General features: G+C 67.1%; 14 protein-coding genes. 4 read left to right on the top strand and 10 right to left on the bottom strand.

What is annotated here, in order from left to right:
• The first annotated feature begins 13 nt into the window (after positions 1 to 13).
• Positions 14 to 1513 (top strand): IMP dehydrogenase, encoded by a 1500-nt coding sequence (gene guaB, locus ATJ93_RS09130; RefSeq protein WP_120244345.1) that lies wholly within the window; start codon positions 14 to 16, stop codon positions 1511 to 1513.
• 38 nt (positions 1514 to 1551) lie between these two features.
• Here the strand turns inward: guaB and ATJ93_RS23615 are convergent, their stop codons facing one another.
• The gene (locus tag ATJ93_RS23615) at positions 1552 to 1713 is read right to left on the bottom strand and encodes a hypothetical protein (protein WP_170155550.1); all 162 of its coding nucleotides are present in this window, start codon (positions 1711 to 1713) and stop codon (positions 1552 to 1554) included.
• Between the two features lie 149 nt (positions 1714 to 1862).
• On the bottom strand, positions 1863 to 2480 hold the full coding sequence (gene cmk, locus ATJ93_RS09120; protein WP_120244343.1) for a (d)CMP kinase: 618 nt from the start codon (positions 2478 to 2480) through the stop codon (positions 1863 to 1865).
• A 149-nt stretch (positions 2481 to 2629) separates the two neighbouring features.
• Here cmk and ATJ93_RS09115 point away from each other — a divergent pair, with 149 nt between their 5' ends.
• Positions 2630 to 3139, top strand: a complete 510-nt coding sequence (locus ATJ93_RS09115; protein ID WP_120244342.1) for a hypothetical protein — start codon at positions 2630 to 2632, stop codon at positions 3137 to 3139.
• Between the two features lie 4 nt (positions 3140 to 3143).
• Here ATJ93_RS09115 and ATJ93_RS09110 read toward each other — a convergent pair whose 3' ends face one another.
• Positions 3144 to 4922: a YcaO-like family protein gene (locus tag ATJ93_RS09110; RefSeq protein ID WP_120244341.1), complete on the bottom strand. Its 1779-nt coding sequence runs from the start codon at positions 4920 to 4922 to the stop codon at positions 3144 to 3146.
• Between the two features lie 145 nt (positions 4923 to 5067).
• Here ATJ93_RS09110 and ATJ93_RS09105 point away from each other — a divergent pair, with 145 nt between their 5' ends.
• Complete coding sequence (locus tag ATJ93_RS09105) at positions 5068 to 6051, top strand: calcium/sodium antiporter (RefSeq protein WP_120244340.1); 984 nt, start codon at positions 5068 to 5070, stop codon at positions 6049 to 6051.
• 26 nt (positions 6052 to 6077) lie between these two features.
• Here the strand turns inward: ATJ93_RS09105 and ATJ93_RS09100 are convergent, their stop codons facing one another.
• The 7 genes from ATJ93_RS09100 to ATJ93_RS09065 form a co-directional block, all read right to left on the bottom strand.
• Positions 6078 to 7268, bottom strand: a complete 1191-nt coding sequence (locus ATJ93_RS09100; protein ID WP_170155549.1) for an SPFH domain-containing protein — start codon at positions 7266 to 7268, stop codon at positions 6078 to 6080.
• 85 nt (positions 7269 to 7353) lie between these two features.
• Positions 7354 to 8592 (bottom strand): cation:proton antiporter, encoded by a 1239-nt coding sequence (locus ATJ93_RS09095; protein ID WP_120244339.1) that lies wholly within the window; start codon positions 8590 to 8592, stop codon positions 7354 to 7356.
• 181 nt (positions 8593 to 8773) lie between these two features.
• Positions 8774 to 10282 (bottom strand): MATE family efflux transporter, encoded by a 1509-nt coding sequence (locus ATJ93_RS09085; RefSeq protein ID WP_120244337.1) that lies wholly within the window; start codon positions 10280 to 10282, stop codon positions 8774 to 8776.
• Positions 10279 to 10932: a TetR/AcrR family transcriptional regulator gene (locus tag ATJ93_RS09080; RefSeq protein WP_245977568.1), complete on the bottom strand. Its 654-nt coding sequence runs from the start codon at positions 10930 to 10932 to the stop codon at positions 10279 to 10281. Before ATJ93_RS09080 ends, ATJ93_RS09085 begins: the two co-directional genes overlap by 4 nt.
• A gap of 125 nt (positions 10933 to 11057) precedes the next feature.
• The gene (locus ATJ93_RS09075; protein ID WP_120244336.1) at positions 11058 to 11519 is read right to left on the bottom strand and encodes an RNA-binding protein; all 462 of its coding nucleotides are present in this window, start codon (positions 11517 to 11519) and stop codon (positions 11058 to 11060) included.
• 87 nt (positions 11520 to 11606) lie between these two features.
• Entirely contained in the window at positions 11607 to 11813 is a 207-nt protein-coding gene (locus ATJ93_RS09070; RefSeq protein WP_120244335.1) for a DUF1918 domain-containing protein, read from the bottom strand.
• Between the two features lie 56 nt (positions 11814 to 11869).
• Positions 11870 to 12406 carry a phosphopantetheine adenylyltransferase gene (locus ATJ93_RS09065; RefSeq protein WP_120244334.1) on the bottom strand — a complete coding sequence of 179 codons (537 nt, stop codon included), beginning with the start codon at positions 12404 to 12406 and terminating at the stop codon, positions 11870 to 11872.
• A gap of 133 nt (positions 12407 to 12539) precedes the next feature.
• Here ATJ93_RS09065 and ATJ93_RS09060 point away from each other — a divergent pair, with 133 nt between their 5' ends.
• On the top strand, positions 12540 to 14795 hold the full coding sequence (locus tag ATJ93_RS09060) for an NADP-dependent malic enzyme (RefSeq protein WP_120244333.1): 2256 nt from the start codon (positions 12540 to 12542) through the stop codon (positions 14793 to 14795).
• Positions 14796 to 14816 lie beyond the last annotated feature (21 nt).

The following is a 14816-nucleotide window of genomic DNA, read 5'->3' as shown; positions in this document are numbered from 1 at the left end:
ACCGACGGTTTACATGGCGAACGACGTTCCCGAGCACGAGCCCTATTCCTCGAAACTGCAGGTACCGGAAGCGCTAACCTTCGACGACGTCCTTCTGCGCCCGAAGGAGAGCCGCGTCGAACCCGACGACGCCGACCTCACCTCGCACGTCTCGAAACACGTCGAGGTCTCGCTGCCCATCCTCTCGGCGGCGATGGACACCGTCACCGAGAGCGACATGGCCATCGCGATGGCCCGCCACGGCGGCCTCGGCGTCCTCCACCGGAACATGAACATCGACGAGATGGTCGAGGAGATCGAGCGCGTCAAGAGCGCCGACGAACTCATCATCCCCCAGGAATCGGTCGTCACCGCCAGCCCCGAGATGACCGTCCGCGAGGTTGACGAACTGATGGCCCGCGAGGGCGTCGGCGGCGCCCCCGTCATCAACACCAACGGCGAAGTGCTCGGCATTATCTCGAGCACGGACATCCGCCCGCACCTCGAGGTCAACGAGGACGACCCCGTCACGGAAGCGATGACCGACGAGGTCATCACCGCGCCCGAGAACGTCGACGCTCGCGAGGCGTTCGACCTGATGTACGAGCACAAGATCGAGCGCGTGCCGGTCGTCGACGACGAGAACCTCCTCGTGGGACTGGTCACGATGCAGGGCATCCTCCAGCGCCGCGAGTACGGGGAGGCCGTCCGCGACGAGGACGGGAAGCTTCGCTGTGGCGTCGCCGTCAGCCCCTTCGAGGACGACCGGGCCGAAGCCGCGGACGAAGCCGGCGCCGACATCCTGTTCATCGACACCGCGCACGCGCACAACCGGAACGTCATCGAGGGCGCACGCGAGATCAAGGAGTCGGTCGAGGCGGACGTCGTGGTCGGCAACGTCGGCACCCGCGAGGCCGCGGCCGAACTGGTCGACTTCGCGGACGGTATCAAGGTCGGCATCGGCCCGGGATCGATCTGTACCACCCGCGTCGTCTCCGGCGCCGGCATGCCCCAGATCACGGCCGTCGCGCAGGTCGCGGACGTCGCCGCCGAACACGACGTCCCGGTCATCGCGGACGGTGGCATCCGGTACTCCGGCGACGCGATCAAGGCGATCGCCGCCGGCGCGGACGCGGTCATGCTCGGCTCCTACTTCGCCGGCACCGACGAGGCCCCCGGCCGCGTCGTCACGATGAACGGCAAGAAGTACAAGCAGTACCGCGGCATGGGATCGGTCGGCGCGATGAAATCCGGCGACAGCGACCGATACCTGAAAGAAGAGCCCGACGAGGACGACGAGTACGTCCCCGAGGGCGTCGAGGCCGCGACGCCGTACAAGGGCTCGCTGCAGTCGGAGCTCCACCAGCTCGCGGGCGGCATGCAGTCGGGGATGGGCTACGTCGGCGCCGAGACGATCCCCGAGTTCAAGGAGCGCTCGGAGTTCGTCCGCGTCTCCTCGGCCGGGCAGGCCGAGAGCCACGCCCACGACGTCGTCATCACCGACGAAGCGCCGAACTACTCGCCCGATAACTGAACTGATCGGCTCCGGCGACGAACCGATTTCCGCTACCGCTACTCCTCCGGCACGTCGATCGATCGGTAGATGTCCGACCGTAACTCCGAGGCCCGCTCCTCGCTGAGCGTCCCGTCACTCTCGAGGTCGTCGACGAGCCCGACAATTGCGTCGCAGAGCAGCTCCGGCCGGTCGATTCGGGCGTCTCCGTTATCGTCCATACGGTCCGGATTGCCGCGGACGTATTCAAAAGCCGTGCCTGCGACGCCCGGTTCGCGTCCCGCGCGACGGCGGCGCGAGCGGCTCGCGATCGCCGACCCGACCGACTTTCGAACGTCGCACTCGAGAAACGGTTCCAACTCGGCGGGGACTAGACGTCCACTTCCGGCGTCCGGAACGCACCCTCGTCGATCGCGGGATCGTACTCCTCGATGGCGGTTCGGACGAGGTTGAAGACGCCCGCCTTCCCCCAGCGAGCGGTGTTGATGTTGAGGTCGTAGAACTCGCGGTCGTCGATGTCGATATCGTAGTACGACTGGTAGCGGCCGGCCTCGCTGACCTCGCGGACCCGCATCTCGGCTTCGGTCTCCAGTCGCTCCTCGATGCGCTCGAGGCGGACGTCTTCCGGCGCGTCGAGCCAGATTCGGAGGTCGGCGCGGTCGCCGGCGAGCCAGCCGGCCAGGCGCGACTCGAGGATGAAGGGTTTGTTCGCCATGCCCCACTTTTCGGCGATCTGCTGGAGCCGCTGATCGAGCGCGCGGTCGATCTCGTCGGACTCGTCGGCCTTTGCGGTGAGCTGGTTGAGGCTCATGTCGCGGTCGTCGGCGAGCTCGCGGAAGATGTCGCCGCCGGAGACGTACGGACAGCCGATCGCGTCGGCGAGGCGCTCACACAGCGTCGTCGCGCCACAGCCCGGCGGGCCGGAGACGGTGATAAACAGTGTCGTTTCGATCTCGGGGTCGCCCGTCGCGGACTCGGTCGTTGCCATGTCGGTGCAAGGACGCGCGATTTGAAAAGGTGTCCGACTCTCGACCCGAGTGATAGTTGGTGACAGTATCCCACTCGAGTCGGGCCCGCTCGCGGGGACGACGGCCGGGAAGAGCAACGCCTACGGTCGTCCGGTCCCGAGTGCCGACTGTGAACCGCCGAACGGTACTTCGATCCGCGAGCGTGCTCGCGACGGTGGGGCTCGCGGGTTGCATTCAAGGAGTTCAGGAACACTTCGGACTGCAGGGGGTCGTCCCGGTCGAGATCCACAACTCCGGGAGTCAGTCGTACAAGATCCAACTGCAGGCTCGCGAACTGGGGAACGACCGTCGGAGCTACAACGAGCAGTACTCCGTCTCGCCCAACGAAACCGCGTATCCGCCCCATCTCGGGCGAACGGAGCAGAGCCTGCAGGTCGTCCTGTTCGACGAGGACAACGAACAGGAGCAGGTCGAGGCGGTGTCGATCACGTCCGATACCGAATTCGTCTCGATCGAACTCACCGATGCCGGGATGGTGATCGAAGTCGACCGGGCGGACGATGCGGCGAACGAAACCGTGACGAACGCGACGAACGACTCGAGCGCCGCGAACGGGTCGACCGAACCGACTACCGCGGGGAACGAAACAACCGATTCCGACGCCGACTCCGCTAGCTGAGTTTTCAGGGGTACGGGTGGAACGGCCGCTCGAGGCGCGGTTCGAACCCCATTTCGTCGGGCACCGTCCGGGCTCGCTCACCGAAGAATGGCTCGTCGGTGAACAGCGGCTGCGCGCCGGGAACGACGACCCGCACCGCCTCGAAGCCGATCGACTCGACGTCGCGGGTCGTGAGCCGCGCCGCGTACGGCGTCAGGCCGGCGTCGCCCGCGCGCTCGAGCAGCGACTCGAGGGCGTCCACACCCGACGGAACCGGGTCGGGGCCGACGCTTTCGGCCGGCACCTGACCGGCGTCGACCGACACGAACTCCCGGGTCGGCGCCGGGAACGCGGCGTACTCGCCGATCGCGCCCGACTGGTCGGCTGCTTCGGTCGGACCGAGATTCCGCAGTTCCATCCAGTTCTGGAGCGCCTCCTCGAGCGCCGCCGTCGCGGCGGCCGTCGCGTCGAGGTCGGCAGCGGAACCGGCTGCGAAGGCGGGCCAGTCGTCATCAGTGGGGTCGATTTCTTCATCACCGTCGACGTCGTCCGGATCGCGGTGGACCGCAACCGCGACTACCGGCAGGTCTACGTCCTGCGTGACCAGCAGCGCCGTTACGTCGAGCCCCTCGCTGCGGGCCCGGCGCTCGAGCGTCGCAAACGCCGGGTCGTCGACGGCGAGTTCGAGCGGTTCGAACGTCGAGTACCACGCGAGCATCGTCGCGTCGCGCTCGAGGACCTCCGTCAGCCCAGACAGCAGGGCGTCGACCGTCGAGGAGCCCAGGCCGAGCCCGGTCGTGATCGCGGGGACGAGCCCCGGGCCGGGTTGGGGGAACTGCACCGCATCCGCGGGGAGGTGGGCCTGTTCGCCCGTGACGAGGTTCTCGCCGGGTACCCAGCGGTATTCGTCGCTCGGGTCGTACGCGGGCGCGTCGTCCGGCCGGAGGAGGTCGGTCGGCGAAACGGCGTTCGCGAGGTCGGCCTCGCTGGCGCGGACGAACTCCGCGTCCCGGTAGACGCCGGCGCAGTAGCGCTCGAGGCCCTCGCCGACGGCCTTCATCAGCGCGGCGTTCCAGTCGTCGGCGACGCCGGCGGCCTGGCGGGGCGCGCTGGCGTCGCTGAAGGCGGTCGTGTTCGCGTTCGTCGCCAGGTAGTAGGGGACGGGGAACGACTCGACCTCGCCGATGCTCGCGACGACGCCGACGCGGTCGTCGATGGCCGCCTCCGCGCGGTCGACTGCCGCCTCGAGTTCGAGCGTGTCGTCGTCGCGCTCGAGCGCCCGATCTCGCTCACTATCCGCACACTCACAGCCGGGAACGGGGAGGAGGCGCCGGCGCTGGTGGGGCAGTTCGACGACGTGGCCGATAATCGATTTCTCAGCGCCCGAGAGGACGCGCACGCACTCCCGGCCGGCGACCGCGCCGGCGAGGCGCGCTGCAGCCCGTTCGGCCTGCGGCCCGTCAGCGATTTCGTCGTCCTCGAGATTCGACGCGACGCGATCGTGCAGGCAGTCGAAACAGCCGGTCCCCGCTCCCGGCGCGAATCCCGACACCGCGGCGTCGACCGCCGACAGGGGGTAGCCGCCGACGCCGCCGATCTCGACGGCGACCCAGGGCGTCGATCCCGCTCGAGCGGCGTCGTTCGCCCGTTCGAATACGTCCGAGCCGGCGACGCCGCTGACGACGCCGAACCGGGCGTCGGTGAGGGCGGCCGGTTCGGCGTCCGCGACGTCGATATCGACGTCTCCCAGCGCGGCGACGACGGCCTCGCGGACCGGGTCGTCGCCGACGACGTGGACTTGCATACCCGAACCGTCACAGGCCGCGAGTAAAAGCGCCGCGCTCGAGGCGGCGGGGCGTCGTCGAATCGAGGGGGCGGCTGATCGCAAGGGGGCGGGAGACGGCCGGATATCCCAACGTTGATTGACCGGTCAGCGGTATCCCCGAATCATGGTTCAAGGCGGTCCGGTGCTCCAGATCGGCGTCATACTCGTCTCGGTGCTGGGTCTGTGGGTCGGCGCGCGGCTTCTGGTCGACGCCGTCGTTCGACTCGCCCGTCGGTTCGGGCTCTCGGACCTCACCATCGGGCTGACGGTCGTCGCGATGGGGACGTCGACGCCGGAACTCTCGGTGTCGATCGACGCCGCGTTCAAAGGGCTGGGCGACATCGCGGTCGCGAACGTCCTCGGCTCGAACATCTACAATCTGGCGTTCATTCTGGGTGTCGTCGCGCTGGTGACCGCGATCCCGGTCGCGGACTCGGTCGTTCGTCGAGACGGGGCCGCGCTGTTGGCGAGCACCCTCCTCGGCGGACTCGTCCTGTTCGATCTCCGGGTAACGAGGCTCGAGGGGCTCCTCCTGGCCGGCTCGTTCGCCGCCTACACGGTCTATTTGCTCCGCGCTACCCAGACGGCCGAAGAAACCGCCGACCAATCGCTGGGAGACGGCGAAGCGGTTCCGACGGTGACCGTACGGGGCTCCTTTCGCGGGCGAGACGCCGCCTTCCTCGTGGGCGGCTTGGCGCTGGTACTGGTGAGCGGCGACTACATGGTGGTGGCTTCCTCGGAGTTAGCCCGCAACGCCGGCATCTCCGAGTGGATCATCGGCGGAACGATCGTCGCGGCGGGAACCTCGACGCCGGAGTTCGCCGTCTCGCTGGTGGCGATCCAGCGGGGGAGTTTCGGCGTCTCGGTCGGGAACGTCATCGGCAGTAACATCTACAACCTCACGGGTATCCTCGGCGTCGCGGCGGTCGTCCGGCCGCTCGCGACCAGCGCCGCGTCGCTCGAGACGCTCGCGTGGCTGGCCGGCGTTGCGCTGCTGGTGGTCGCCGCGCTCCGGACGGATCGGGTGCTCTCTCGTCTGGAGGGCGCCCTGTTCGCGGCCTCCGAAATCGCGCGGTGGATACTGGGGCTCCTCGGCGTGAGCGGCTAGCGTTTCGTGCGACCCGGCGTCGGTCGCTAGTCCTGTTCCGTCCCGCCGTCGGTGTCGGTATCCGCTTCGTCCCGCTGGCGCGTCTCCGAAATGTCGATGACCTCACCCGTGGACTCGGGTGCCATGTCCTCGCCCTCCTGGATCGCCTGGGCTTCCTCCTCCATCGCCTCGACGTCCAGTTCGGCGTCCTCGATGTCGCCGATGATGTCGGCGATGTCGTCAAGGCCGATCAGTTCGCGGGTCTCCTCGTCGAACTCGAGGCTCTCGAGGTCGGTGCCGTCGGTTTCGACGTCGCTGCCGGAGAGGTGCTTGCCGTAGCGGCCGACCAGCGAGGTGAGTTCCTGGGGCATGACGAACGTCGTCGACTCGCTCTGGCCGATTCCCTCGAGGGTTTCCATGCCCTTGTCGATGATCGCGCGTTCGCCCATCGATTCGGCGGAGCGGGCGCGCAAGACGGTCGAGATCGCGTCACCCTGGGCCTCGAGGATCTGGCTCTGCTTCTCACCCTGGGCGCGGATGATGTTCGACTGCTTGTCACCCTCGGCCTGCTCGACGGCGCTGCGGCGTTCACCCTGGGCCTCGAGGATCATCGCACGGCGGCGCCGTTCGGCGGAGGTCTGTTCCTCCATCGCGCCCTTGACGCCCCGGGAGGGCGTAACCTCGCGGACCTCGACGCTTTCGACGCGGATGCCCCACTCGTCGGTGGGTTCGTCCAGTTCCTGGCGAATCCGCTCGTTGATCATCTCGCGGCGGCTCAGCGTGTCGTCGAGTTCCATGTCGCCGATCACAGCGCGCAGCGTGGTCTGGGCGAGGTTCGAGACGGCCCGCTGATAGTCGTCGACCTCGAGGAACGCGCGCGTGGCATCCATCACGCGGATGTAGACGACGGCGTCGGCCGTGACGGGCGAGTTGTCGCGGGTGATCGCCTCTTGGCTCGGCACGTCGATCGTCTGCGTTCGCATGTCGAACGTGTAGACCCGCGAGACGAACGGCGGGACGACGTTCAGTCCGGGCTCGAGCAGCTTGCGGTACTCCCCGAAGACGGTCAGTGCGCCCCGGTCGTAGGCGTCGACGATCTCGATCATCGACCAGACGGTCGCGACCGCGAGGACGAGCACGAGCGCCCCGATGACCAACAGTGGGTCCTCGAGTTGCTGCTGCAACTGGAGGGGGCCACCCCCGGCCCCGAGCGCGAGCGCGGATACAAGTGATACCATTACGCACGGTACGTTCGCTGGCCGAATAAGACTTGGCAGTGCATAGTTTTGGTCGGCGAACGAGGAGGGACGGGGACGACCCGTCTCAGTCGTGGGCCGTCGCCGATGCGTCGACGTAGACGAGTTCGTCAGCCCGCTCGAGCAGGCGAACGCCCCAGGTGACGGTGACGGGGACGAGCGCGGTCGTGAAGATGGCGATGAACACGAGGATCGAGAACATCGACTGATCGATGACGCCGGCCTCGAGCGCGACGGTCGCGATGATGATCTCGACGGTGCCGCGGCCGTTCATCCCGAAGCCGACGACCAATCCCTCGCGGGAGGTCAGCGACGTCGGGAGCGCGAACAGCCACGAGCCGACGATCTTCCCGAGGAAGGCGATGGCGACGAGCAGTGCGAGGATGCCGAACGAGTCGACGAAGACGCCGAAGCCGATCTCGAACCCGACCGTCACGAAGAAGATCGGCGCGAACAACCCCATCGCGAGGTCGTACATGACGGTGTGCATGTGCTCGTAGAGATCGGGCTCGACGTCGGCCTGTCGGAGGAACATCCCCGCCATGAAGCCGCCGATGATCATGTGCAGGTCCGCGAGCGTGGCGAGTTGCGCGAACAGCAGCGAGACCAGCAGGGCGAAGGTGAACGCGGTCGTCCGGTCGACGAACCCGTACCGTTCGCGCTGGCGCTCGATGAAGTGCCACGCGACCGGCAGGAACCGGTAGCCGATGACGAGAGTGATCACGAAGAAAGCGAGCGTTTGTCCGAGGATCAGTGCGATCTCGGTCGGGTCGAGTTCCCCCGCCGTCACGTAGCTGTCGACGCCCGCGAAGGCGACAAGGACGCCCACGTCGGAAGCCAGCGCGCCGCCGAGGAGCACGTTCGCGATCCGCGTGTCGAGCAAATCGAGGTCGGCGAGGATGCGCGACTTCGTGGCCAGCGAGGTGGCGGCCATCGCGAGGCCCAAAAACAGCGCTGCGCCCGTAGAGACGCCGAGCCAGACGCCCGCGACGTAGCCCAGCCCGAACGGGATGACGAACGCGCCGAAGGCGATCAGCAGCGACTGGGGGCCGAGCCGGAACAGCTCGCGCAGGTCGACCTCCATCCCGACGAAGACCATCAGGAGGAACACGCCCAGATCCGCGAGATTACTCAACAGCGCCGAGCCGTGGAGCAGTCCCAGCAGCGGCGGGCCGAAGACGATGCCGGCGAACAGTTCGCCCATCATCGTCGGGTAACCGAGCCGCTCGGCGACCGCGCCGAAGATCCACGCGACGGTGAGCACCAGCAGGAGGCTCAGGATGTCGATCGAGACGGCTTCGACCATCGGTTACCACCTCGCGTCGCGAACCCGCAGAGCGGAACGGCGCCGCTGGTCGTCCGTCTCGATCCCCCGACGCCTTTGCTTCGAGCTGTCGCTCTCCATTATGGTCCGGTGCTCGGTGCTGTCGCGGCAGAGATACTTTAGTGGTGCGGGGCTGGCAGTCGTCGCCGCGTTCCCCTTCGAGTTAGTCATCGGCACCGACCTCCGCGTCCGCGTCGGCCTCGAGGTCGCGGTCGTCGCCGACCTGCAGGCCCGGCCCCGGGCCGGGTGCGGAGCCTCTGACGTCGGCGTCGCGCCAGGTGCCGCGGCGGTACCAGGCGTAGGCGAGTCCGGCGCCGAGGACGTTCGAGACGGCGAAGGCGATCCAGATGCCGCGGGATCCGAGCCCCGTCTGCGCGAGGCCGGCAGCGACGGGGAGCCGGATCAGCGCGTAGATGACGATGACGATTCCCGCCGCGGTGAGGGTCTTGCCGGCGCCGCGGAAGCTCCCGTTATAGGAGCGCATGATCCCGATGAACCCGAACGTCGGCGCGACGTATCGGAGGAAGGTGACGCCGATGTCGACGACCTCGGCGTTGTCGGTGAACGCGGCGATGATCGGATCCGCGGCGACCCACGCGACGACGCCGAGCGCGCCGAGGATGAGGAACATCGTTCGGGCGGCGAAATCGGCTGCCGCCTTCGCGCGGTCCGGTTCGCCCGCGCCGATGTTCTGCCCGGTCATGGTCTCGACGCCGCGGGCGACCGCGACGGCCGGGAGGAAGATGACCGAGAACACGCGCGTCCCGACGCCGTAGGCAGCGACGACCGTATCCGGGAAGAGCGCGACGATCACCAGCAGCAGATTGATCGACAGTGCGCGGCCCATTCCCTCGATCGACGCCGGGAAGCCGATTCCGACGAGCTTTTTCGCGAACGAGAGATCCGGCCACATCTGCTCGAGCCGGATCTGAACCCCCCGCCGGCCGCGGAACATGATCGCCAGCCCCACGACGAGCGCGAGCGCCCTCGAGAAGACGGTCGCGACGGCCGCACCTTGAATGCCGAGTTCGGGGAACACCCCCCAGCCGAAGATCAGGAACGGGTCGAGGACGACGTTGAGCACCACCGAGCCGAACATCACGAGCATCGGCGTGACGGTGTCCCCGTACCCGCGCATGAGCGCGATGAAGACGAAGAAGCCGAACATGAAGGCCATCCCGAGCGAGATGACCTGCATGTACGCGGTCGCGGGCGGTAGGACGGCCTCGGACGCGCCGAGCAGTGCGAGCAGGTCGTCGACGAGCCCGTAGCCGACGAGCCCGATGAGCGTCGCGCCGACGATCGACAGCACGACGGTCTGGGACGCGGCGTACTCCGCCTCTGCCTCTTCGCCGGCGCCGATGTGCTGGGCGACGAGGACGCTCCCGGCGACCGACAGCCCCATCCCGACCGAGATGAGCAGGAAGACCATCGGAAACGCGAAGCTGATCGCCGCCAGCGCGGTCGTGCTGTACTGGCCGAGCCAGAAGGTGTCGATGAGGTTGTAGGCGGTCTGTAGCAGGTTCGTGACGACGATCGGCAGCGAGAGGAAGAAGAGTGGCTTGGCGATTCCGCCGGAGGTCAGATCGACCTCGTCGGGTCCCTTGAACAGCCCGGAAACGCGTTCGACCTGCGCCCGGACCCATGCGAGCAGGCGCCCGAGGAGACTCATCGTGATCCCTCCGGTTCGCCGATCGCGGCTGAGTCGTCCGTATCGTCGCCGTTGGCGCCACCGCTACCGCCGTCGTCTGCACAGAGCGCTTCGTCGATGTACGCGTGCACGTACTCCTTCGTCCGCTCCGGCGACCGATCGACCGCCGCCGCCCGCGTCTGGGCGCCGTGGAAAACGGTGACGAGAAACTCGCCCGTCGCTTCGGGGTCGACGTCATCGCGAAACTCGCCGGCTGCCACGCCGTCCGCGACGAAGCCGGCGATCCGATCGCGGAGCCGCTGATCGAACGCCGCGAGTCGCTCCTGATAGGCCTCGTCGTACGGCGACTGGGCCTTGATCTCCAGCATCGCCGTCCGGAACGCCGTCGCCGAGTCGTCGTCCGCGGACGACAGCAGTTCGTCGACGAACGCGTGGAGTCGCTCGGCGGGCGTCTCGCCGGGGACCGTTTCGGTTCGCTCCTCGAACCGCTCGAGCAGGTGCTCGAGGAAAGCCTCGAGCAACTCCTGCTTGCCGTCGAAGTGGTAGTGAAGCGTCCCCTTGCTCTTGGTCGATTTCGCGGCGATATCCTGCATCGTCAACTCCGCGTACCCGTGCTCGCAGAGCGCCCGGTACGTCGCGTCCATGATGCCGTCGATCGTCTCCTCGCTCATTCGGCTCGAGTCCATCTGACTTACTGACTGGCCAGTCAAAAGAGCTTCGACACCGGAAGGTGCGGTGTGTGGCTCGCAGCGGCACCGGACGGACAGTATCCGAAAACAGTCGACGGCGACCCGGTCTAGTCGTGGGTCTGTTCGCGCAGTCGCTCGAGGACCTCCTCGGCGTTCGCGACGGCTTTCTCCTTCTTGGCGGGGTAGGCCTCGACCTTCCCGCGGAAGGTGATGCCGTCGCCGAGTCGCACGTCGCCCGCGAAGGCGGCCTGCTTGTCCAGTCGCAGGAAGAGTTCGGTGTTCTCGGTCACCCGCTCGTCGAGTTCGTCCATTAGGTCGTCGAACGACTCGAGGTCGGCGAGCCGCGAGAGGACGTGGCGGATGTCGTCGGCGTTCTCCACGCGGGCCGAGAGGACGAGGATGCGGTCGCCGTAGTGGCCCTCGCTCTCGGCGCGCTCGATCGGGAACGGCTCGTCGTCGTCCTCGCGGTCGGGAAGGAAGGTTCGCAGCGCCTCCTCGACGCGCTTTTCGTCCTCAGTGGCGTAGCAGAACGTCCGTAAGTCGACGTAGTGAAGCGGTATCTGTGGCATCTACGATTCGGGAACTGTGAGCGTCAATGCGGTCCGCTACCGACGACGCGAGGCGGACGGTCGGAGCCGGTCGCGTCTCGGCGGTCGTTATTCCTCGTCTTCGTCGTCGGCGTCCTCCTCGGCCGCCTCGAGGGCGTCCTCGGGGATGCCGGTCTCCTGTCCGTCCTCGAAGCTGACGGTGTAGGTGACGTCGCCGAACATCGATTCCATCGTCTGGGTGACGGTACCGGTCTCGCCGTCGAACTCGCTGTGCTCGTCGTGCAGAACGACGCGATCGTCTTCCTCGAAGCTCATGTGCTGGAATTCCCCGCCGTCGCGTAAAAAGGAACTGATTCGGAAGCCGTCGGCGGTCAGGTGTTGTCTGTGCCTTCTTCGGCGTCTGGATCACCCGCTCGAATGCCGTCACTGTCACTCTCGTCGTCTGCGTCCTCGAGCACGTTTCCGTGCTCGTCGATCTCCCCCTTCACGATCCGGGTGCTCGAGATGACGTCTCCGTCCTCGGCTTCGACGTGGGGGACGACGACGACCTCGAGCGGCTCGTGGCCCCGTTCCCGACGGAGTTCGTTGATCCGTTCGCCGCCGTCGCGGGTCTCCGGCGAGACGACGAGGTAGTCGAACTGCGGTTCGGTCGCGATTCCGGTCGGATTCTCGAGGGGACGAATCTCGAACTCGCGGTCGTACTCCGCGGCGAAGGCCTCGAGTTCGTCTTCGAGCGCCGCCTCTCGTTCCGCGTACGGTCTGACGTGTCGCTCGACGTGTCGCGTCTTCGGCGCGAGGTCGTCGCTCGTCAGCCCGACGGTCACGTCTCCGAGTTCGAACGCCCGGTCGAACAGCCGGCGGTGGCCGTCGTGAACGGGGTCGAACGTCCCACCAAGCGCGACGTCCATATCCCACGTCACTGGCGCGGCGCGTATAAAACGGTCGACTCCGGGAATCGGCCGTCGGTCGCCCGAATGTATCGACATCTGTCGAACCCTTCCTCCACATTATTTTTAATGGTGGCCGTCGCTGTCACGGTATATGGGACTAGACGAGGACTCACTCGAGTATCACCGCACGGATCCGCCCGGTAAAATCGAGATTTCGACGACCAAGCCGACGAACACCCAGCGGGACCTCTCGCTGGCGTACTCGCCCGGCGTGGCCGCACCCTGCCTCGAGATCGACGAGAACGAGAGCGACGCCTACACGTACACGGCGAAGGGCAACCTCGTCGGCGTCGTCTCGAACGGCTCGGCCGTGCTCGGCCTCGGAGACATCGGCGCGCAGGCCTCCAAACCCGTCATGGAAGGAAAAGGAGTGCTGTTCAAGCGCTTCGCCGACATCGACGTCTTCGACATCGAACTCGACGAGGCCGACCCCCACAAGTTCGTCGAGGCCGTCAAGATGATGGAGCCGACCTTCGGCGGGATCAATCTCGAGGACATCAAGGCCCCCGAGTGCTTCACGATCGAGGAGCGCCTGCGCGAGGAGACGGACATCCCGATCTTCCACGACGACCAGCACGGCACCGCGATTATCTCCGGCGCCGCGCTCATCAACGCGGCCGACATCGCCGGGAAGGACCTCGAGGACCTCGAGGTCGTCTTCTCCGGCGCCGGCGCGAGCGCGATCGCCTCCGCCCGCTTCTACGTTTCGCTGGGCGTCGAGAAGGAGAACATCACGATGTGTGACTCCTCGGGGATTATTACGACCGAGCGCGCCGAGCGCGGCGACCTCAACGAGTACAAGCGGCAGTTCGCCCGCGATCTCCCCGAGGGAGACCTCGCGGATGCGATGGAGGGTGCCGACGTGTTCGTCGGTCTCTCGGTCGGCGGCATCGTCTCGCAGGACATGGTCCGCTCGATGGCGGACAACCCGATCATCTTCGCGATGGCCAACCCCGATCCGGAGATCGGCTACGAGGAGGCCAAGGACGCCCGCGACGACACGGTCATCATGGCCACCGGGCGCTCGGACTATCCGAACCAGGTCAACAACGTCCTCGGCTTCCCGTTCATCTTCCGCGGCGCGCTGGACGTCCGCGCCACCGAGATCAACGAGGAGATGAAAGTCGCCTGCGCCGAGGCGCTGGCCGAACTCGCCCGCGAGGACGTCCCCGACGCCGTCGTCAAGGCCTACGGCGACGAACCCCTGCAGTACGGCCCCGACTACATCATTCCCAAGCCCGTCGACCCGCGCGTCCTCTTCCGCGTCGCGCCCTCGATCGCCGAGGCCGCGATGGAGTCCGGCGCCGCCCGCGCAGAGATCGACCTCGAGGCCTACGAGGAGGAACTCGAGGCGCGCCTCGGCAAGTCCCGGGAGATGATGCGCGTCGTCCTCAACAAGGCCAAGAGCGACCCCAAGACGGTCGCACTCGCGGAGGGCGAAAACGAGAAGATGATCCGCGCGGCCTACCAGATCCAGGAGCAGGGCATCGCGGCGCCGATCCTCATCGGCGACGAGAGCGAGATCCGCTCGACGGCCGCGAACCTCGGGTTGGACTTCGAGCCCCAGGTCGCCGATCCCTCCGTCGGCGACTACGAGGCGTACGCGGATCGGCTCCACGAACTCCGCCAGCGCAAGGGGATCACCCGCACCGAGGCCGGCGAACTCATCGAGAGCGACTCGAACTACTTCGGCAGCGTGATGGTCGAACAGGGCGACGCGGACGCCCTCCTGACCGGCCTCTCGCACCACTACCCCTCCGCCCTGCGTCCGCCGCTGCAGGTCATCGGCACCGCCGAGGACGTCGACTACGCCGCCGGGGTCTACATGCTGACGTTCAAGAACCGCGTGATCTTCGTCGCCGACGCGACGGTCAACCAGAACCCCGACGAGGAGGTGCTCGCGGAAGTCACCAAGCAGACGGGCGAGCTCGCCCGCCGGTTCAACATCGAACCGCGCGCGGCCCTGCTGTCGTACTCGAACTTCGGCAGCGTCAACAACGAGGCCACTCGCAAGCCTCGCCGCGCCGCGAGCATGCTCCAGGACGATCCCGAGGCCGATTTCCCCGTCGACGGCGAGATGCAGGCCGACACCGCCGTCGTCGAGGACATCCTCGAGGGCACCTACGGCTTCTCCGAACTCGAGGAGCCCGCGAACGTGCTGGTCTTCCCGAACCTCGAGTCGGGCAACATCGGCTACAAGTTGCTCCAGCGGCTGGGCGGTGCCGACGCCATCGGCCCGATGCTGGTCGGGATGGACAAGCCGGTCCACGTCCTCCAGCGCGGCGACGAGGTCAAGGACATCGTCAATCTGGCGGGCGTGGCGGTCGTCGACGCCCAGCAGGAGTGACGTAACGACTTCAAACGACCT

The sequence above is a fragment of the Halopiger aswanensis genome (assembly GCF_003610195.1).
Taxonomy (GTDB): Archaea; Halobacteriota; Halobacteria; order Halobacteriales; family Natrialbaceae; genus Halopiger; species Halopiger aswanensis.
The sequence above is the reverse complement of the archived record's forward strand: the minus strand, read 5'-3'. Positions and strand labels throughout refer to the sequence as shown.

Excerpts from the sequence above, each read along its gene's own strand:
- guaB (WP_120244345.1), top strand. The coding sequence starts at position 14 with ATGGCGAACGACGTTCCCGAGCACGAGCCCTATTCCTCGAAACTGCAG.
- ATJ93_RS09100 (WP_170155549.1), bottom strand. The coding sequence starts at position 7,268 with ATGGTATCACTTGTATCCGCGCTCGCGCTCGGGGCCGGGGGTGGCCCC.
- ATJ93_RS09110 (WP_120244341.1), bottom strand. The coding sequence starts at position 4,922 with ATGCAAGTCCACGTCGTCGGCGACGACCCGGTCCGCGAGGCCGTCGTC.
- ATJ93_RS09070 (WP_120244335.1), bottom strand. The coding sequence starts at position 11,813 with ATGAGCTTCGAGGAAGACGATCGCGTCGTTCTGCACGACGAGCACAGC.
- ATJ93_RS09075 (WP_120244336.1), bottom strand. The coding sequence starts at position 11,519 with ATGCCACAGATACCGCTTCACTACGTCGACTTACGGACGTTCTGCTAC.
- ATJ93_RS09105 (WP_120244340.1), top strand. The coding sequence starts at position 5,068 with ATGGTTCAAGGCGGTCCGGTGCTCCAGATCGGCGTCATACTCGTCTCG.
- ATJ93_RS23615 (WP_170155550.1), bottom strand. The coding sequence starts at position 1,713 with ATGGACGATAACGGAGACGCCCGAATCGACCGGCCGGAGCTGCTCTGC.
- ATJ93_RS09060 (WP_120244333.1), top strand. The coding sequence starts at position 12,540 with ATGGGACTAGACGAGGACTCACTCGAGTATCACCGCACGGATCCGCCC.
- ATJ93_RS09080 (WP_245977568.1), bottom strand. The coding sequence starts at position 10,932 with ATGAGCGAGGAGACGATCGACGGCATCATGGACGCGACGTACCGGGCG.
- ATJ93_RS09095 (WP_120244339.1), bottom strand. The coding sequence starts at position 8,592 with ATGGTCGAAGCCGTCTCGATCGACATCCTGAGCCTCCTGCTGGTGCTC.
- ATJ93_RS09065 (WP_120244334.1), bottom strand. The coding sequence starts at position 12,406 with ATGGACGTCGCGCTTGGTGGGACGTTCGACCCCGTTCACGACGGCCAC.
- cmk (WP_120244343.1), bottom strand. The coding sequence starts at position 2,480 with ATGGCAACGACCGAGTCCGCGACGGGCGACCCCGAGATCGAAACGACA.
- ATJ93_RS09085 (WP_120244337.1), bottom strand. The coding sequence starts at position 10,282 with ATGAGTCTCCTCGGGCGCCTGCTCGCATGGGTCCGGGCGCAGGTCGAA.